At 66.8% G+C, this 17,177-nt stretch carries 15 protein-coding genes; 6 read left to right on the top strand and 9 right to left on the bottom strand.

From position 1 onward, the window contains the following. The first annotated feature begins 36 nt into the window (after positions 1–36). Positions 37–3,114, top strand: coding sequence for an error-prone DNA polymerase (locus DVT68_RS00835; protein WP_114823183.1), 3,078 nt, complete (start codon positions 37–39; stop codon positions 3,112–3,114). A gap of 58 nt (positions 3,115–3,172) precedes the next feature. Here DVT68_RS00835 and DVT68_RS00830 read toward each other — a convergent pair whose 3' ends face one another. Genes DVT68_RS00830 through DVT68_RS00820 form a run of 3 tightly spaced genes read right to left on the bottom strand, consistent with a single transcriptional unit; the run spans position 3,173 to position 5,924 of the window. Next, positions 3,173–4,576, bottom strand: coding sequence for an MBL fold metallo-hydrolase (locus DVT68_RS00830; RefSeq protein WP_114823182.1), 1,404 nt, complete (start codon positions 4,574–4,576; stop codon positions 3,173–3,175). A 56-nt stretch (positions 4,577–4,632) separates the two neighbouring features. Next, on the bottom strand, positions 4,633–5,469 hold the full coding sequence (locus tag DVT68_RS00825) for a universal stress protein (protein ID WP_114823181.1): 837 nt from the start codon (positions 5,467–5,469) through the stop codon (positions 4,633–4,635). Positions 5,470–5,486: 17 nt separating this feature from the next. Then, a complete protein-coding gene (locus tag DVT68_RS00820; RefSeq protein WP_114823180.1) occupies positions 5,487–5,924 on the bottom strand; it encodes a universal stress protein in 438 nt (145 codons plus the stop codon). 237 nt (positions 5,925–6,161) lie between these two features. Here DVT68_RS00820 and DVT68_RS00815 point away from each other — a divergent pair, with 237 nt between their 5' ends. Further along, the gene (locus tag DVT68_RS00815; protein WP_114823179.1) at positions 6,162–6,593 is read left to right on the top strand and encodes a universal stress protein; all 432 of its coding nucleotides are present in this window, start codon (positions 6,162–6,164) and stop codon (positions 6,591–6,593) included. 48 nt (positions 6,594–6,641) lie between these two features. Here DVT68_RS00815 and DVT68_RS00810 read toward each other — a convergent pair whose 3' ends face one another. Then, the gene (locus tag DVT68_RS00810; RefSeq protein WP_114823178.1) at positions 6,642–6,869 is read right to left on the bottom strand and encodes a hypothetical protein; all 228 of its coding nucleotides are present in this window, start codon (positions 6,867–6,869) and stop codon (positions 6,642–6,644) included. Between the two features lie 149 nt (positions 6,870–7,018). Here DVT68_RS00810 and DVT68_RS00805 point away from each other — a divergent pair, with 149 nt between their 5' ends. Next, a complete protein-coding gene (locus DVT68_RS00805; RefSeq protein WP_114823177.1) occupies positions 7,019–7,222 on the top strand; it encodes a hypothetical protein in 204 nt (67 codons plus the stop codon). On the opposite strand, the gene DVT68_RS00800 is transcribed toward DVT68_RS00805, so the two are convergent. The 3 genes from DVT68_RS00800 to DVT68_RS00790 form a co-directional block, all read right to left on the bottom strand. Further along, positions 7,219–8,229 carry an NAD(P)H-quinone oxidoreductase gene (locus tag DVT68_RS00800; protein ID WP_114823176.1) on the bottom strand — a complete coding sequence of 337 codons (1,011 nt, stop codon included), beginning with the start codon at positions 8,227–8,229 and terminating at the stop codon, positions 7,219–7,221. The two genes, DVT68_RS00805 and DVT68_RS00800, sit on opposite strands and share 4 nt — an antisense overlap. Before the next feature lie 8 nt (positions 8,230–8,237). Beyond that, positions 8,238–9,248: an MBL fold metallo-hydrolase gene (locus DVT68_RS00795; RefSeq protein ID WP_114823175.1), complete on the bottom strand. Its 1,011-nt coding sequence runs from the start codon at positions 9,246–9,248 to the stop codon at positions 8,238–8,240. A 186-nt stretch (positions 9,249–9,434) separates the two neighbouring features. Next, the gene (locus DVT68_RS00790) at positions 9,435–9,848 is read right to left on the bottom strand and encodes an OsmC family protein (RefSeq protein WP_425477420.1); all 414 of its coding nucleotides are present in this window, start codon (positions 9,846–9,848) and stop codon (positions 9,435–9,437) included. A gap of 353 nt (positions 9,849–10,201) precedes the next feature. Here DVT68_RS00790 and DVT68_RS00785 point away from each other — a divergent pair, with 353 nt between their 5' ends. From DVT68_RS00785 to pgm, 3 genes are all read left to right on the top strand, one after another. Beyond that, positions 10,202–11,695 carry an efflux transporter outer membrane subunit gene (locus DVT68_RS00785; protein ID WP_114823174.1) on the top strand — a complete coding sequence of 498 codons (1,494 nt, stop codon included), beginning with the start codon at positions 10,202–10,204 and terminating at the stop codon, positions 11,693–11,695. A gap of 149 nt (positions 11,696–11,844) precedes the next feature. Beyond that, positions 11,845–12,111: a DksA/TraR family C4-type zinc finger protein gene (locus tag DVT68_RS00780; protein WP_114823173.1), complete on the top strand. Its 267-nt coding sequence runs from the start codon at positions 11,845–11,847 to the stop codon at positions 12,109–12,111. 185 nt (positions 12,112–12,296) lie between these two features. Further along, positions 12,297–13,949, top strand: a complete 1,653-nt coding sequence (pgm, locus tag DVT68_RS00775; protein ID WP_114823172.1) for a phosphoglucomutase (alpha-D-glucose-1,6-bisphosphate-dependent) — start codon at positions 12,297–12,299, stop codon at positions 13,947–13,949. Positions 13,950–14,343: 394 nt separating this feature from the next. Here the strand turns inward: pgm and DVT68_RS00770 are convergent, their stop codons facing one another. Together DVT68_RS00770 and DVT68_RS00765 are read right to left on the bottom strand one after the other, a co-directional pair. Continuing rightward, positions 14,344–15,369 carry an aldo/keto reductase gene (locus tag DVT68_RS00770; RefSeq protein WP_114823171.1) on the bottom strand — a complete coding sequence of 342 codons (1,026 nt, stop codon included), beginning with the start codon at positions 15,367–15,369 and terminating at the stop codon, positions 14,344–14,346. Positions 15,370–15,447: 78 nt separating this feature from the next. Then, complete coding sequence (locus tag DVT68_RS00765) at positions 15,448–17,118, bottom strand: ArnT family glycosyltransferase (protein ID WP_233523307.1); 1,671 nt, start codon at positions 17,116–17,118, stop codon at positions 15,448–15,450. Positions 17,119–17,177 lie beyond the last annotated feature (59 nt).

Here is a 17,177-nt window from a genome sequence, read left to right as displayed (position 1 = left end):
TCCAGTGACTTTCGCCCCGGCCCTGCCGAGCCCCGCATGAGCGACTACGCCGAACTGCATTGCCTGTCCAACTTCTCGTTCCAGCGCGGGGCCTCGAGCGCGCGCGAGCTGTTCGAGCGGGCCAGGGATTGCGGCTACCGCGCGCTGGCGATCACCGACGAATGCTCGCTGGCCGGCATCGTGCGCGCCTATGAGGCTTCGCGCGATACCGGCGTGGCGCTGATCGTCGGCGCCGAGTTCCGGCTGGAGGACGGGCCGAAGCTGGTGCTGTTGTGCGAGAACCTGGACGGCTACACCGCGCTGTGCGCACTCATCACGCGAGGCCGTCGCGTGGCCGAGAAGGGCTCGTACCGTGTGACGCGCGCGGACTTCGCCGATGGCCTGCCGGGCACGCTGGCGTTGTGGCTGCCCGAGGCGGAGCCGCAGCCAGAACACGGCGCATGGCTGCGCACGCTCTTCCCCGGACGCCTTTGGCTGGCGGTCGAGCTGCATCGTGGCCCCGACGACGCGCGTCGCCTGGCGCAGTTGCAGGCATTGGCCGAGGCACTGTCGCTGCCGATGGTGGCGGCGGGCGACGTGCACATGCATGTGCGACGGCGCCGCGCCCTGCAGGACGTGATGACCGCGTTGCGCCACCATCGCACCGTGGCCGAGGCGGGTGACCTGCTGTTTCCCAATGGCGAACGCCACCTGCGCACGCGCGAGGCGCTGGCGGCGATCCATCCCGCCGAATTGCTGGCCGAGAGCGTGCGCATCGCCAGTCGCTGTCATTTCGTGATGACCGACCTGCAGTACCGCTATCCCGCCGAGCTGGTGCCGGCAGGCCATACGCCCACCACCTGGCTGCGGCAGTTGACCGAGGAGGGCGTGCTGCAGCGCTGGCCGCAGGGCGCGCCGCCCAAGGTGCGTGCGCAGATCGAGCACGAGCTGACGCTGATCGCACAGCTCGAATACGAGTCGTACTTCCTCACTGTGCAGGAGATCGTGAGCTTCGCGCGCAGCCAGGAGATCCTCTGCCAGGGGCGCGGTTCGGCGGCGAACTCGGCGGTCTGCTACGCGCTGGGCGTGACCGCGGTGGACCCGGACAAGACCACGCTGCTGGTCGAGCGCTTCATTTCCGCCGAGCGCAACGAGCCACCGGACATCGACATCGACTTCGAGCACGAACGGCGCGAGGAAGTCATCCAGCACATCTACCGCAAGTACGGCCGCGAACGCGCCGCGCTGGCCGCCACGGTGATCTGCTACCGCGGGCGCAGCGCGGTGCGCGACGTGGCGCGTGCGCTGGGCCTGCCGCCGGACCAGATCGACCTGCTGTCGCGCACCTTCGCCTGGCAGGACGGCGACGATCCGATCGAAGGTCGGCTGCGCGAGCGCGGCTTCGACCCGGACAGCCCGGTATTGCGGCGCGTGCTGGCGCTGACCGCGGAGTTGCAGAATTTTCCGCGCCATCTCTCCCAGCACGTGGGCGGCTTCGTCATCTCCGACCAGCCTTTGTCGCACCTGGTGCCGGTGGAAAACGCCTCGATGCCCGACCGCACCATCATCCAGTGGGATAAGGACGACCTGGACACCATGCGACTGCTCAAGGTCGACTGCCTGGCGCTGGGCATGTTGACCTGCATCCGCAAATGTCTGGACCTGCTGCGTACGCATCATGATCGCGTGCTGACGCTGGCGACGATCCCGCCGGAAGATCCGGACACCTATGCGCTGATCCAGCGCGCCGACACCATCGGCGTGTTCCAGATCGAATCGCGCGCGCAGATGGCGATGCTGCCGCGGCATCGCCCGCAGAACTTCTACGATCTGGTGATCCAGGTGGCGATCGTGCGGCCCGGGCCGATCCAGGGCGATATGGTGCATCCCTATCTGCGCCGCAAGCGTGGCGAGGAGGAGGTCACCTTTCCTTCGGAAAAGCTGCGCAGCGTGTTCGAGCGCACCCTCGGCGTGCCGCTGTTCCAGGAGCAGGTGATGAAGCTGGCCATCGAGGCGGCTGATTACACGCCGGGCGAGGCCGACCAGCTGCGCCGCTCGATGGCGGCGTGGCGACGCAATGGCGACATGGAAGGCCATCGCCGGCGGCTGATGGACGGCATGCTGAAGAACGGCTTCACGCCGGACTTCGCCGCGCGCCTGTTCGAACAGATCAAGGGTTTCGGTTCCTATGGCTTTCCCGAGAGCCACGCGGCGAGCTTCGCCTTGCTGGTCTATGCCAGCTGCTGGCTGAAATGCCATTACCGCGCCGCCTTCATGTGCGCCTTGCTCAACGCGCAGCCGATGGGCTTCTACGGGCCCAGCCAGATCGTGCAGGACGCGCAACGCCACGGCATCAAGGTGCGGCCGGTGGACGTACGCCACAGCGACTGGGACAACACGCTGGAGGCCGATGCCTCTTCGCGCGACGGCTATGCCTTGCGGCTGGGCTTTCGCCAGGTGCGCGGCTGCCGGCAGGACGTGATGGAACGGCTGGTGGTCGAACGTACGCGCCGCGACTTCGACGACGTGGCCGACCTGTGCGCCCGCGCCGGGCTTAATCGCCACCAGCAGGAAGCGCTGGCCGAGGCCGATGCGCTGCGCGGGCTGGCCGGTCATCGCCATCGGGCGCGCTGGGCGATGGCGGGCATCGAGCCGCAACTGCCGCTGTTCGGTCATGTCAGTCCGGCCGAAGAGGCGGTGGCCTTGCCGCCGCCCTCGCAGGGCGAAAACACCCTGGCCGATTACGCGCGCACGGGTCTCAGCCTTGGGCCGCATCCGCTGCAACAGATCCGTGACCGGCTGCGCGCCGCGCGTTGTCTGGATTCGCGCAGCCTGCATGCCCGTCCGAACGCCAGCCAGGTGCGGGCGGCTGGCCTGGTCACCCAGCGACAGCGCCCGCAGACGGCCAGCGGCGTCACCTTCATCACCATGGAAGATGAGTTCGGGTCGATCAACGTGGTGGTGTGGAGCCAGGTGGCCGAGCGCCAGCGCCGCATCTTCCTGGAGTCGCGCCTGCTGGGCGTGGACGGTCGCTGGGAACAGGTGGATGGCGTGAGCCACCTGATCGCGCATCGGCTGATCGATCTGAGCGAGCTACTGGGCACGCTGGACAGTCGCTCGCGCGATTTCCACTGAGGCGGGTTGTTGCCAGCTGAGCCTGCGTGACGTCGCCCAAGTCGAGCCCGAGCGGAATTCAATCCAGCACAATGGGCTCATGCATGCCCGGCAGACGCGTGGTCACGCCACGCGCGGCGAGGGCTGATTCCATGGCCTGCATGCCGCGCTCGACCTCGCCATGCACGAGGAACACCGTGCGCCGTGGGTGCGATCCCAGCCAGCTGATCAGTTCGTCGCGACCGGCGTGGGCCGAAAAGCCGTTGATGGTCCAGACCCGCGCGTTCACTGCGATGTCCTCGCCGAAAATCGACACGCGGCGGGCCCCGTTGATGATGCGCCGGGCCAACGTGCCTTCGGCGGCATAACCCACGAACACGATGCCGCTCCTCTCGCGCCACAGGTTGTGCCGCAGGTGATGGCGCACTCGGCCGCCGTTGCACATGCCTGAGCCGGCCATGATGATCGCGCCGCCTTCGATGCGGTTGATCGCCATCGAATCGCTGGCGTCGCGCGAAAAGCGCAGGTTGGGCATGGAGAACGGATCGTCCTGCCGCAGCGTCGCGGCGAATTCCTCGTCGAAGCATTCGGGGTGGCGACGGAAGACATCCGTGGCCGAGATGGCCATGGGCGAATCGAGGAAGACCGGTGTGTGTTCGGGAATGCGTTGCTGGCGCATGCCCTGGTGCAGGTAGTACAGCACCTCCTGTGCGCGTTCGAGTGCAAAGGTGGGAATGATGACGTTGCCGCCGCGCGCCAGCGTGCTGCTGACCGCTTCGTACAACTCGTCGATGGAGTCGGGCAGGGCGCGGTGGTCGCGATCGCCATAGGTGCTTTCCATCACCACGTAGTCCGCTGGCGGCGCCGGCGTGGGGTCACGCAGGATTGGCCGGCCGGAACTGCCCAGGTCGCCGGAGAACAGCATGCGGCGCTGCTGCGCGCCTTCGCCGAGCGTGAGCAGGATGCTGGCCGAGCCGAGGATGTGCCCCGCGTCCAGGAACTGCGCGGTGATGCCCTGAGCGACCGGAACCACCTGGTCGTAGCCGGCCGGATCGGCGAACAGGTTCAGTGCGCGGAACGCATCGTCCAGCGTGGACAACGGCTCGGGCGCGGGTTCGCCGCGGCGATGCCCACTGCGCTCGTTGCGCGCGGCATCCTCCTCCTGCAGGCGTGCAGCGTCGAGGAGCACGATGCGCGCGAGGTCGCGGGTGGCCGCCGTGGTGATGATGCGGCCGCGAAAGCCTTGGCGGACCAGGCGCGGAATACGGCCGCAATGATCCAGATGGGCATGGGTCAGCAGCAGCGCATCGACCTGTGCCGGATCGAAGCCGAACGGTTCGGTGTTCGCCTGCTCTTCCTCGTGTCTCCCCTGGAACATGCCGCAATCGATCAGTACCTGGTGCTCGCCACAGCGCAGCAGATGGCAGGAGCCGGTGACCTGCTTGGCGGCGCCGTGACAGCTATAGACCAGGGACGACTGCATGCCGGGTTTCCTTGGTGAAATGGGGGGAGCGGACTTTCGTCGAGTGGTCGCCCCGGTCAGTGCTGCATGAACACGGGCACCCGCGCGTGCTGCAGCACGTGGCGGGTGGCGCCGCCGAGCACCCGCTCCCGCACGCGGGAATGGCCATAGGCGCCCATGACCAGCAGATCGCCGTGCACCTGCGCCGTTTCGCGCAGCAGCGCCTCGCCCGCTTCATGCGGCGCGACGTGCAGCCGACGCGTGCGTGCCCGTACGCCATGGCTGGCGAGGTAGGCCACGGCGTCGAAGTGCGGCGCGCGCGGCTGGTCGTCTTCGTAGTGGGGAGATTCGCCGTCGATGAGCACGGTCTCCTGCGCCATCTGCAGGAACGGCAAGGCGGCATGGATGGTGCGGATAGCCTCGATCGAGCCATTCCACGCCAGCACGATGCGGCCGAAACGCGGGGCGCCGTTCCAGCCCGACGGCAACACCAGGCTCGGCGCCCGGCACATCATCAGCGCTTCGCCGAGTACGTCGAAGAAGATGCTTTCGTCCACCAGGTCGCGGTCGATCACCACGAGGTCGTGCCACGCGCCGAGCTGCCGCACGGTGGCGGCGATGCTGGCGCGGGTGACCAGCCAATGCGCATGAGGGACATTGGCGGCGCGTGCGAGCGAGGCAAAGGCGTCGCGGTCGTCCGCATTCTCAGTCGGCGCATCCAGCAGCAGGGCAAGCACGGACGGCTCGGCCTCGCCGCCATGCAGCATGCGAAGCGACGCATCCACGTAGCAGCCGCTGACGTTCGCCTGGCACTTCGCCGCGATGGCGATCGCAGCGGTGGCGGCGGCGCTCCACGGCGAAGTGGAGGTCACCAGGGCCAGTACGTCGCCGGGCAGGCGGGTGGGCGTGTTCATGGGCGCCTCCCGCAGCGTCAGTGGCACACCAGGACGGGAACGTCGCAACGCAGCAGCACCTTCTGCGTCTCGCTGCCCAACAACAGGCGGGTCATGCCGCGCCAGCCGTGCGAGCCCATCACCACCAGGTCGCACTGCTTGTCGGTCACTGCCTGCACGATGATCTCGAAGGGCTGGTCGCCGAAGATGGCCTCGCCCTGGCAGGGCACGCCGGCCGCATCGGCAACGGCCTGGACATCGGCCAGGTAACGCTCCGCGTTGTTCCTGGCCTCCTGGTCGTAGGCGATTTCGGTAGCCGCGAGGATCGCGCCCATATAGGCAATGGTCTTGAACGGCGAGATCACGTGAAGGATCGAGACGCGCCCTTGGCTCATCTTGGCCAGCTCGATGCCGGTGCGGGCGGCGCGCATGGAAAGTTCCGAGCCGTCGTAGGGAATCAGGATGTGCTTGAACATGGAAATCCTCGTTGGGTGGCGTGAGGACAAGTCGGTTCGAAGGCCGTCATCCAGCGTCGCGCACGGCATGTGCAGTACCTGTCACGATGACTGCCGGTGCTCAGGGTAGGCGCGAGCAACCATGGATGGCGCGCAGGGCGGCAATCTGTCGCGCCGGCTGCGACCACGGCAATCTGCACGCGGTGCAAACAGTGCCCGATTACACTGAAGCAGGATGCTGCGAATGGAGGGCGTGCCATGTTCCAGTGCATTCTCTTGCCGGTCGATGGATCCGAACAGGGTTACCGGGCTGTCGATATCGGCATCGAGCTGGCCAGCCGGCTGCAGGCGCGCGTGGTGGCCGTACACGTCTTGCCGCCCCTGTCCGCCGTTTCCTATGTTTCAGAACTGATCCAGTCGCAGGGCTCCTACACGCAGCCTGCATGCGAGCGTGCAAAGGCCTTTCTGAATGAGGTTTCGGCGCGGGCCAAAGCGGCGAACGTGCCGTGCGAAACCGAATACGTCTCCGACCTGCGCCCCTATGCCGGCATCGTCGGTCTTGCGGCGAAGCATCAGTGCGACCTCATCGTGATGGGCTCGCGGGGGCACCAGGGTCTCGAACGGTTGCTGCTGGGTAGCCAGACGCACAAGGTGATGCTCAGCACCGATGTGCCCGTGTTGGTTTGCTAGGGCGATGGGGGTATCCGTCCGCGCCGTGCGGCAGATGATGCGGGGAAATCAGATCTGGTCGGCGGGCGGCACCAGATGGTGCTTCACCTGGATCGCATCGAGGCGATCGCAGACCCATCCATGGTCATCGGGGCCAGCGCAGGCCTGAACCTTGTTGGCCATGCTGGCGAAGGCCGTCCAGAAATCCTCGGCGCGGGGCTTCGCTTCAACCAGTCGCGGGATGGCGGCATCCACCGCGTCCAGCATCTGCTCGAGTTCGGCATGGGAGCGAGCCATGTTTCGAGCGTACACCCGGCGAACATCAAGGTTCCGCGAAATCCTTACCCAAAGGGTCACACTGGCTTAACGGGTATCAGGGCAGCTTCATTCTCCCCACCGGCGAAAAGGCGGTGCCTGGTATGGAATGGGATAGAGAAAACGACCTCTTGTCCCGCGCTTGCGACGAACTGCTGGAGCAGAACTCGTTGCTGCAGCAGGAAATCGAATTGCTGCGCGCGCAATTGCGTCGGCATCCCACCGGAGAGCTGCAGATCCGGGAGGCGCGGCGTCAGATGGACGAGCTGCTGGAAACGACGGGCGGCCATACGCCATTCCCCGCGCAGGCACACCAGCAGGCTTCCGCCTACTAGGCGACGTCGACGGCCAGCACGATCTTGCCTATGTGGCTGCCTTCTTCCATGGCGCGGTGCGCATCTGCTGCGCGCGCCAGCGGATATATCGCGTGAATCAATGGCAGGCAGCGCCCCTCGGCCAGCGCCGGCCACACCTGTTCGCGTAGCGAGGTGGCGATGGCTGCCTTCTCCGCTGAGGTGCGTGGTCGCAAGGCCGAACCTGTCACTACCGCGCGTTTGGCCATGATCACGCTCAGGTTGACCTGCGGCGCCACCTGGCCACCGAGAAAGCCCAGCAGCAACAGCCTGCCGTCGCGCGCGAGGGTGGCGAGGTTGTCGGCGAAATAGCTGGCGCCCATGATGTCGAGGATCAGGTCGGCGCCATGGCCGTCGGTCCGGGTCAGCACGACATCGGCGAACGACTCCTGACGGTAGTGGATCGGCTCGCCGCCCAGCTCCCGGATCGCCTCGCACTTGGCCGCGCCGCCGGCCGTGGCGAAGGTGCGGAGGCCAAACTCGCGACACAGCATCAGCGCGGTGGTGCCGATGCCGCTGGCGCCGCCATGGATCAGCGCCACCTCGCCGCGGCGGGCGCGCCCCATCAGGAACAGGTTCGCCCAGACCGTGAAGAAGGTCTCCGGTATGGCTGCCGCCTGCAGCATGGATACTCCGGCGGGGATGGGCAGCACCTGACCGGCCGGGGCGGCGCAGTACTCGGCATAGCCACCGCCGTTGGTGAGGGCGCAGACGGCGTCGCCTACGGCAAATCCGCTGACGTCTTCGCCCAGTGCCACCACGGCGCCGGACACTTCCAGCCCGGGCGTGGGGTTCGCGCCGGGTGGGATGGGGTAGTGACCAGCCCGTTGCAGTACGTCTGGCCGGTTTACACCGGCGGCCGCCACCCGTACCAGCAATTCGTCGCTTGCCGGTCGTGGCGTGGCGACCACGCGAGGCTGCAATACCTCGGCGCTGCCCGGCGAGGTGATGTGGATTTCCGTCATCGTCGCGGGCAGCGTCGAAAGCATGTGAGTGATCAGGTGGGAAGGGAGGTGGCCAGCGCCGGGTCGGCGCGCCGCCGACGGCGATGGCGCAGCCACCACACTAGGGTCAGCGTGATGATGGCGAGGAGAAGAAGCGCAGCGGCAGCCATGAGCTGGAGCATGCGGGCCTGGCTGTACATCACGTATTCGCCGGACTGGCCGTAGATGCCGTTGAATCCCGCCAGCATGGCCGGCAGTTTGCGCAGGTCGGCCATGTCCAGCGGCAATGGACGCTCATCCGGATGGAAGTTCGAGCCCATCGGCTCGGGCTGGCCGTGGCGATCAAGTTCGATGTGGCCGCCAAGGATGTAGCTCACCGGCCGGTTGCCCAGGAAATCGAGCAGGCGACGCGCGCTGGCGCGGTCGGCATCGACGTCATCGATGATCAGACGGCCTGGCAGGAAAAAATCACCGCTGAAGACCAGGCCGGTGGAGCGGTCGTAATAGCTGACATGCGACGGCGTGTGCCCCGGCGTGGGAATCACGTCCACCACGCGATCGCCGAGGTCGACCTGCGCCACGTCGTCCGGCCAGTGGCGGAAGCCGAACGTCTGAATCACATGGGGAAGATCGGCGCCGACGACCGTGACCTGGGGCAGGCCGGCGAACTGCACATCGCCCGCGCGGTGGTCCAGGTGGCTATGGGTGTGCACGACTTCCAGCGGCATGCGCGCGCCATTCACCTGGGGCAGCAGGGCGATGACGGTGGCTGCCAGCGGCGCCTTGCTCGCGTCCGCCACGTCGCCGCTGTCGATCAGCAGCGCCTTCGACGAGCCGATCAGCAGATAGATGAAGGGGCCCTCGTAAGTCTGGCAAAGGCTTTCGCGCAGGATGTAAGTGCGTTCGTCGTAACGATGCACCTGCAACGGGCGGGGCGGGTGTCCCTGGCAATCCGCCGAACCGGGGTCCCAATGCACATCGATCGATCCGGTGGAAGGTTCGGCGTTGGCGAGAGGCGCCATCAGGCAGAAAAGCGACAGCAGCGCGGCGAGGACGGTCTTCATCGTGGCCTCTGGGGCGCCCGTGAGGGCGTCGGGAGTGACGGAACCTGCGTTTCGGGCATCGGATGCACGCGGGCCGCGCTCGGTTTAGTGGCCCGCGCGGTGATCGGGCCTATCCATTCAGCGTGCAGTTGCCTTTGGCCGGGCTATCCGCCACATCACTACGGCGACCGGACCATCATTCCTTTCTCAGCCGGTGGTGGTGTTGCCGCGTCGGCTCTCGATGGTCGCGCCCTCGCGCATGGCCTTGGTCACCGGCGTGTTGGCCACGATTTCGAGCAGGCGCTGCCACTGTTCGTCGCTCAGCGGCTGGTCCGAATGCAGGGTGCGCTGCACGTGCAGCTTGCCGTCGTCGTCGCGTGTCAGTTCCAGCTCGGCGCGAAACGCGCCCAGGTTCCAACCCTTGCGTTGCGCGTACATGCGCAGAGTGATGGCCGTGCAGGCGGCCAGCGAGGCGAGGTAGTAGTCGAATGGCGCCGGTCCCTCGCCCTGGCCACCGAGCTTCACGGGCTCGTCGGTGTCCATCACGAAGTGGCCTGCATGGATGTGATGCAGATAGTTGCTGTCGGTGGAATCGATCGTGGCGGACGACACGTGTGTCATGGCGCGGGACTCCTTCAGTGCCGCATCGGCACAGGTGGGCGGTGTGTGGGCGAGCCAGCGTAGAAGCCCTGCACGACGACGCCAAGTGCACGCGGAACGAAACATCCTCGCTTGCGCTATTCGACCAAGGTAGATGTCGGGGCAATGCATCGGCTCGCCTGGCCGCGATACAGCATCGACGCTGCGCCGATATAATGTACCGCCGAGTCTGTTCTCCTCCCCCGCCAGGCCTCACCGGCGCCTGGCGACGCCGCCGTCGAGCGAACCCCGCGCCATTCGCCAGCGCGCACGTCGACAAAGAAGCCGCGCCGCCACCTCGCCGCAGCCTGACCCACGCCCGGATGCCCCACGCCATGCGTTCTTCCACACTTACCGCTTCCATCGCGCTCGCACTCCTGCTCTCCGGATGCGTCACCAGCCGTGGACTGCATACCACCGGCACAGTGACCGATGCCGCGCAGCTCAAGTCAGAGCGCAGCCTCGCCGATGTGCAGCTCAGTCCGACCGCGTGGCCTGCACAGGACTGGTGGGTCAGCTACGGCGATCCGCAGCTGACCGCGCTGATCGAAGAGGCGCTGAAGAACAACCCGAGCCTGGACCAGGCCCAGGCCCGCGCGCGCCTGGCGCAGGCGGTCGCCCAGAGCGTCAACGCCGGCCGCATGCCGCAGATGGAAGGCTCGGCCTCGATCACCGGCGCCTGGCTGTCGGAGAAGAATCCGATCTATCCCAGCTACGTGCTCGGCAAGTTTGCCTGGAGCAAGGAGATCGGCGTGGGCTTCTCCTGGGATCTGGACCTGTGGGGCGGCAAGCGCGCGGCGTGGGAGGCTGCGCTGGGACGCAGCCGTGCCGCTGAAATCGACGCCTACGCGGCCCGCATCGAATTGTCGGTGAATGTGGCGCGCGCCTATGTACGGCTCAGTTACGCGTTCGCCCAGAAAGACGTCGCCGATGCCGAACTCGAGCGCTCCACGCGCTCGCTGGAAGTGACCAAGCGACTGGTCGCTGGCGGTCTGGACACGCCACAACAGCAACATCTCGCCGATTCCCAGGTGGCCGGCGCCGAGCAGCAGAAGGTGGCGGCCGACCGCGCCATCGATGCTGCGCGCAGCAGCCTGTCGATCCTGCTCGGGCAGGGACCGGATCGCGGCCTCGCCATCGAGCGCCCGCACATGGCCGATCTCGGGCCGGCGGTCGTGCCGGACAAGTTGTCGGTGGACCTGATCGGTCGCCGCGCCGACCTGGTGGCGGCGCGCTGGGAGATCGAGGCCGCCAGCAAGGAGGTCAAGGCGGCCAAGACCGAGTTCCTGCCCAACCTCAGCCTGTCCGCGATGGCGGGCCTCATTGCCGTGGGCGGCAGCACCAATTTGTTCCAGCTGCCGGCGCGCAACTATGCCTTTGGTCCGGCGCTGAGCCTGCCCCTGTTCGACGGTGGTCGTCGCCGTGCCGGACTGTCGATGGCCGATGCCGAATACGACGCCATGGTGGCGCGCTACAACGGCCTGTTGATCAGCGCGATCAACGATGTCTCCGACCAGGTTTCGGCGCTGACCTCGATTCGCCAGCAGATCACGCTAGAGAAGCGGGCCGTGGATGATGCGCAGAAGAGCTGGCAGGACGCCCTGAAGGCCTACCAGGGCGGGCTGAGCGGTCCGCTCACGCCGCTCACCAGCCGTCAGCAGTTGCTCACCGCCCAGCAGAGGCTGGCCTTGCTGGAGAGCGAGCAAGCGGAAATTTCCGTGCGGTTGATCGAGTCGCTGGGCGGCGGTTTCGATGGCGGCGCGGACGTGGCCACGATCGACCAGGCGCAGTCACCGCAGGCCTCGGCGGCCGCCAGCGGCTCGCGCTGATCCCTTGCTCGTAGCGTCACGTAATTAACGTCAGAGGGCGTGGTGGCTGGAAAGCGTCGGCCATGCCCCCATGTTCGATGGCAGCGGGCGCGTCACGGGAATTTCCGGGCGCTGCATCGCGTGCAAGGTCCTTGTGACCGGGAGATGACATGGCGACGGGCTGGGCCGGCGACGGCGCGGTACAGGATCAGATCGATGCGACCGTGGAAGACGCGGTCAAGCGTGCGCGCAGCCGCATGCAATCGGGTCCCGGTCTGACCCATTGCGAAGAGTGCGATGCACCGATACCGGAGGCGCGACGTCACGCCGTGCCCGGGGTGCGCCTGTGCGTGGCCTGCCAGTCTGCACATGATCGCGACGAAGCGGCGTTCGCTGGCTACAACCGTCGCGGCAGCAAGGACAGCCAGTTGCGCTGAAGTCGCGTTTCACGCGTCGGCTGCAAACATGAAGCGTGGCTTGGCGACAAGCGGCCGCCGCTATTGACGGCTGGGGCGGGCGAGGGTCAATGTCTCCCTTTCCGTCGCCAACGAGTACACCCTCGCATGACTCAGTCAGTCCGCCGCCGCATACGCCAATTGTCGATGTCTGGCGAGGTGGCCCGATGAGCGGCCGGTTCAGTACGCTGGCCGGCAAGCCGGCGCCCGAGTCGATGCTGGTGGATATCGCGCGGCTGCGTGATGCCTATGTCGACCTGCGCCCCGATGCAGGTGTGCCGAGCCAGCGCGTGTCGTTCGGCACCTCCGGCCATCGCGGCGTCTCGTTCGAGCGCAGCTTCAACGAATGGCATGTGCTGGCGATCACCCAGGCCATCTGCGAATACCGCACGGGGCAGGGCATCGATGGCCCGCTGTATATCGGCATCGATCCCCACGCGCTGTCGCAGCCGGCCTTCGAGAGCGCGCTGGAAGTGCTCGCGGCCAACGGCGTGCAGACGCGCATCGCCAAGGGCGGCGAATACACGCCGACGCCCGCCATCTCGCATGCGATCCTCACCCACAACCGCGGGCGCACAGCCGGTCTTGCCGACGGCATCGTGGTTACGCCCTCGCACAATCCGCCCGATGGTGGCGGCTTCAAGTACAACCCGCCCAATGGCGGCCCGGCAGACACCGACGTCACCGGCTGGATCCAGAAGCGCGCCAACGCCTTGATTGAAAGCGGCCTGCGCGATGTGCGTCGCACCCCGTACGCGCAGGCTTTGCGCGCATCCACCACGCACGAGCATGACTTCATCGCTGCCTACGTGGCCGACCTCGCCAACGTGGTCGACTTCGACGCGATCCGCGGCAGCGGCGTCCATCTGGGCGTGGACCCGCTCGGCGGCGCGGGCGTGCACTACTGGGGGCCGATCGCCGAGCGCTACGGCATCGACCTCACGGTGGTGAGCGACGAGGTCGATCACACCTTCCGTTTCATGAGCGTGGACTGGGACGGCAAGATCCGCATGGATCCCTCGTCCTCGCATGCGATGCAGCGGCTGATCGGCCTGAAAGACCAGTACGACGTGGCTTTTGCCTGCGATACCGACCATGACCGCCATGGCATCGTCACGCGCAGCTCGGGCCTGTTGCTGCCCAACCACTTCCTGTCCGTGCTGGTCGACTACCTGTACCAGCACCGCCCGCACTGGCGCGCCGATGCCGCGGTCGGCAAGACGCTGGTCAGCACCGCGCTGATCGATCGCGTGGCCAAGCGTCTGGGCCGCCGACTTCACGAAGTGCCGGTGGGCTTCAAGTGGTTCGTCGATGGCCTGTTCGATGGCTCGCTGGGATTTGGCGGCGAGGAGAGCGCGGGCGCCTCGTTCCTGCGCCGTGACGGCACGGTGTGGTCCACCGACAAGGACGGCATTGCGGCGGCGCTGATGTCCGCCGAAATCACCGCGCGCATGGATCGCGATCCGGGCGAGTTGTATCGCGAGCTGACCGGCGCCTTGGGTAGCCCAGTGTCCGAGCGTGTCGATGCGCCGGCCAATGCCGAACAGAAGGCGCGGCTGTCGAAGCTGTCGCCGCAACAGGTGAAGAGCACCGAGCTGGCTGGCGAAAAGATCGAGAGCGTGCTCGATCGCGCGCCAGGCAACGGCGCTGCGGTCGGCGGCATCAAGGTGTGTTCGGCCAACGGCTGGTTTGCGGCGCGTCCGTCGGGGACCGAGGACATCTACAAGATCTACGCCGAGAGCTTCAAGGACGAAGCGCACCTGCAGCGTCTGCTGGAAGAGGCGCAGGCGATGGTGGATGAGGCGCTTGGCGCGACTTGAGCGAACGACATTGCTGAGGCAGAAGGGATTCGGCGCCTTGACGCACCAGTGAAAAGGCACTGGATGACTCGCTGCGCTCGCCCCTTCGGGGCCGCCCTGCGGGCGTTCTCCGCGCTGCGCGCTACGTCCGGCCTTCGCCGGGATGACGGTGTTGAGTCGTGGGGGTGCTTCCAGTTCAACACCACCCTTCACCCCCGTCATTCCTGCGAAAGCAGGAATCCAGCGCCTTTGCTCACGAACTGGAAGGCACTGAATGACGAGCGGCGCTCGCTCCTCCGATGCCACCCGGTGGGCGCTCTCCGCGCCACGCGCTCCGTCCGGCTTTCGCGGGGATGAGGTTGTTGAGTCGTGGAGGGCGCCTTCTGAGTCAACGCCACTCCACAACCCCGAAACATCACACCGGTGACGGATTCAGTTCCTGGAATCCGCGCTGGTGCCAATACGGGTACACCGGCGCCACTTCGCTGGCCTGGTCGAGTCGGGCCACCTGCTCCTTGGTGAGGTTCCAGCCCACCGCTCCGAGGTTCTGCCGCAACTGCTCCTCATTGCGGGCGCCGATCACCACGGTGGAGACGGTGGGGCGCTGCAGCAGCCAGTTCAGTGCGATCTGCGGCACGCTCTTGCCAGTTTCGGCCGCGATCTCCTCGAGCGCATCGATCACGCGATACAGATAATCGTCGGTCACCTGCGGACCCATCTCGCCGGTCTTGTGTAGGCGGCTGGTACTCGGCAGCGGGGCGCCGCGGCGCAGCTTGCCGGTGAGGCGGCCCCAACCGAGCGGGCTCCACACCACCGCGCCCACGCCCTGGTCCAGGCCCAGCGGCATCAGCTCCCATTCGTAGTCGCGGCCGATCAGCGAGTAATAGGTCTGGTTCGCCACGTAACGCGGGTAGCCGTAGCGATCGGCTACCGCCAGCGACTTCATCAGGTGCCAGCCGGAGAAGTTGGACACGCCGACGTAGCGGATCTTGCCCGCGCGCACCAGGTCGTCGAGCGTGGACAGCGTCTCCTCGACCGGCGTCTTCGCATCGAAGCCGTGCAGCTGGAAGAGGTCGATGTAATCCGTGCCCAGGCGCTTTAGCGCGGCGTCGCAGGCCTTGATCAGGTGGAAGCGCGAGGAGCCGACGTCGTTCGGGTCTTCGCCGGAGCGGAAGGTGGCCTTGGTCGAGATCAGTACGCGGTCGCGGCGGCCCTTGATGGCCTCGCCCAGCACCGACTCGGCGACGCCGCCGGAATAGATGTCCGCACTGTCGAACATGGTGAGGCCGGCATCCAGGCAGATGTCGACCAGTCGTCGTGCCTCGTCGGCCTCGGTGTTGCCCCAGGCGCCGAAAAATTCACCCTTGCCGCCAAACGTGCCGGTGCCAAAGCTCAGCACCGGAACCTTGAAGCCGGATGCACCCAATTGCCGAAATTCCATGAGAAAGCCTCTTGCTGGGACAGAAGCTTTCTTCATGGGGCCGGACGTCGGCGATCCAAGTCGCCGTGAGCGTGCGGCCTAGTTGGTCAGTGCGCCTTTCGACTGCGCCTCGACGAAGGCCTGCACCGGCCACACGGCCAGCCAGATGCCGCGGAACGGCTGGATGTACACCGCGTGGGCGTGATCGAGTTCGGTGAGCCGCTTCGGATAGGTGATGATCAGGCCGTCAGGATGGTCCTCGGCCCAGCGCCGGACGTCCTGCATGCCGTGCAACTGCGTCACCGGTTGGGTGAGGCGTCCGAGGAAGGTGTACTGGCCGTCGTTCGATTCGAGGTTGGCGATCGGCTGTCCGCTTGCCTCGGCCTTGGACAGCATGGCGGCGACCGGATTGAAATCGTAGGCCGGCCACAGCGTCAGCGTGAACAACCCATTGGCGGCGACCACCGCAATCAGGCCAGCGCCGGCGACGCGGAAGAGCTCACCCCGACGCAGCAGCACGAGCGTCGCGGCGATCAGCAGGAACAACACGCCGAACGGCAGGCCGTAACTCACCAGGCTGGCCAGTTGCGCGTGCTCGAGCCGGGCATGCAGGGTCGGAAGGCGGAGCGCGATCAACACGGCGCCACAGATCGCATACGCCAGCGCCAGCGGCCAGGGACCCAGCCACCGCGAGGTCGAGGGACGGCGCTCATGCAGCAGCACGAGCGATGCGGCGATCAGCAAGGCAAAGCCGCCGTACTCGGGCAGCGGGTAGTAGGCCTGCTTGCCGCTGACCAGCGAAAAGCCAAGCAGCACCGGCCCCAGCCAGGCAAACAGGAAGCGCAGGCCGTCCTCGAATGGGCGGCGCAGCGAGGCCAGCGCCACCCACATCCGCGGCCACAGCGCGAACGGGAAGATCAGCACCGGCAGCAAGGGGATGTACCACCAGAACGGTTCGGCATGGGCGAAGGCGTCGACCACGCGGCCGGCGGTCTGGTGCACCACCAGCCTCTGCCGGTAGGCCTCGCCGCCGGCGCCGGTGGCCAGCAGCACCCAGGCCACCAGCAGGAGGCTGCCGACGAGCAGGGCGATCGCGCCGCGCACGTACCATTGGCGACGTTCGCGCCTGGCCCAGGGATGCCACAACGGCCCAAGCAGGAAGGGGAAGGCGACATGCAGGAACATCACCGGCCCCTTGGTGAGCAGGCCCAGTCCCACCGCCAGCGCGAACCACCCGAAGCGCGGCGCCTCGCGTTCCGGTTTTGGCGTCAGGCAGAGCAGGGCGGCCAGCACGCAGTTGGCCAGCAGCACCTCGTACATCACCTGCAGGCCGAACAGAAAGCCGAAACTGAAGGCGGCGAGGATCCACGGCGCGGTGCGCGCCACCTCGGGGCGCTGGGGAAACAGGCGCTGGGCCAGCTTCCACAGCAAGACCAATTGCAGGCCGCCCAGCAGTACCTCCAGCAGGCGCGGCCACACGTCGCCGACGCCGCCGACCGCCCAGCCCAGGTGGATCAGCCACAGCAGCAGCGGCGGCTTCTCGCTGTAGGGAAGTCCGTTGAGGTAGGGCACGATGAAGCTCTGCCGCTCCCACATCTCCCACGCGACCGACAAGGTGCGCGTGGAGTACATCGGCATCGGCCCGTGCTGGAAGATCGCCACCAGCGCCGCCACCAGCCAGCACCAGAGCCACGGCGTGGCCATGACGCCTTCACGCAAGGCGCGAAAGACGGAAGGGGCCGGGTCACGTCGGGTGTCGATGGATGTCACGCTGGAAACTCGTAGTGGGTAAAAGACTCAGTCGGCCTTGAACGCACGAACGGGCGCTC

Origin of the sequence: Dyella solisilvae (assembly GCF_003351225.1) — a bacterium.
In the GTDB taxonomy this organism is placed as follows: Bacteria; Pseudomonadota; Gammaproteobacteria; order Xanthomonadales; family Rhodanobacteraceae; genus Dyella; species Dyella solisilvae.
The sequence above is the reverse complement of the archived record's forward strand: the minus strand, read 5'-3'. Positions and strand labels throughout refer to the sequence as shown.

What these genes read in the sequence shown, in the direction of transcription:
- DVT68_RS00780 (WP_114823173.1), top strand. Translation starts at nt 11,845, where the DNA reads ATGGCGACGGGCTGGGCCGGCGACGGCGCGGTACAGGATCAGATCGAT.
- DVT68_RS00810 (WP_114823178.1), bottom strand. Translation starts at nt 6,869, where the DNA reads ATGGCTCGCTCCCATGCCGAACTCGAGCAGATGCTGGACGCGGTGGAT.
- DVT68_RS00785 (WP_114823174.1), top strand. Translation starts at nt 10,202, where the DNA reads ATGCGTTCTTCCACACTTACCGCTTCCATCGCGCTCGCACTCCTGCTC.
- pgm (WP_114823172.1), top strand. Translation starts at nt 12,297, where the DNA reads ATGAGCGGCCGGTTCAGTACGCTGGCCGGCAAGCCGGCGCCCGAGTCG.
- DVT68_RS00830 (WP_114823182.1), bottom strand. Translation starts at nt 4,576, where the DNA reads ATGCAGTCGTCCCTGGTCTATAGCTGTCACGGCGCCGCCAAGCAGGTC.
- DVT68_RS00835 (WP_114823183.1), top strand. Translation starts at nt 37, where the DNA reads ATGAGCGACTACGCCGAACTGCATTGCCTGTCCAACTTCTCGTTCCAG.
- DVT68_RS00820 (WP_114823180.1), bottom strand. Translation starts at nt 5,924, where the DNA reads ATGTTCAAGCACATCCTGATTCCCTACGACGGCTCGGAACTTTCCATG.
- DVT68_RS00800 (WP_114823176.1), bottom strand. Translation starts at nt 8,229, where the DNA reads ATGCTTTCGACGCTGCCCGCGACGATGACGGAAATCCACATCACCTCG.
- DVT68_RS00790 (WP_425477420.1), bottom strand. Translation starts at nt 9,848, where the DNA reads ATGACACACGTGTCGTCCGCCACGATCGATTCCACCGACAGCAACTAT.
- DVT68_RS00825 (WP_114823181.1), bottom strand. Translation starts at nt 5,469, where the DNA reads ATGAACACGCCCACCCGCCTGCCCGGCGACGTACTGGCCCTGGTGACC.
- DVT68_RS00815 (WP_114823179.1), top strand. Translation starts at nt 6,162, where the DNA reads ATGTTCCAGTGCATTCTCTTGCCGGTCGATGGATCCGAACAGGGTTAC.
- DVT68_RS00770 (WP_114823171.1), bottom strand. Translation starts at nt 15,369, where the DNA reads ATGGAATTTCGGCAATTGGGTGCATCCGGCTTCAAGGTTCCGGTGCTG.
- DVT68_RS00795 (WP_114823175.1), bottom strand. Translation starts at nt 9,248, where the DNA reads ATGAAGACCGTCCTCGCCGCGCTGCTGTCGCTTTTCTGCCTGATGGCG.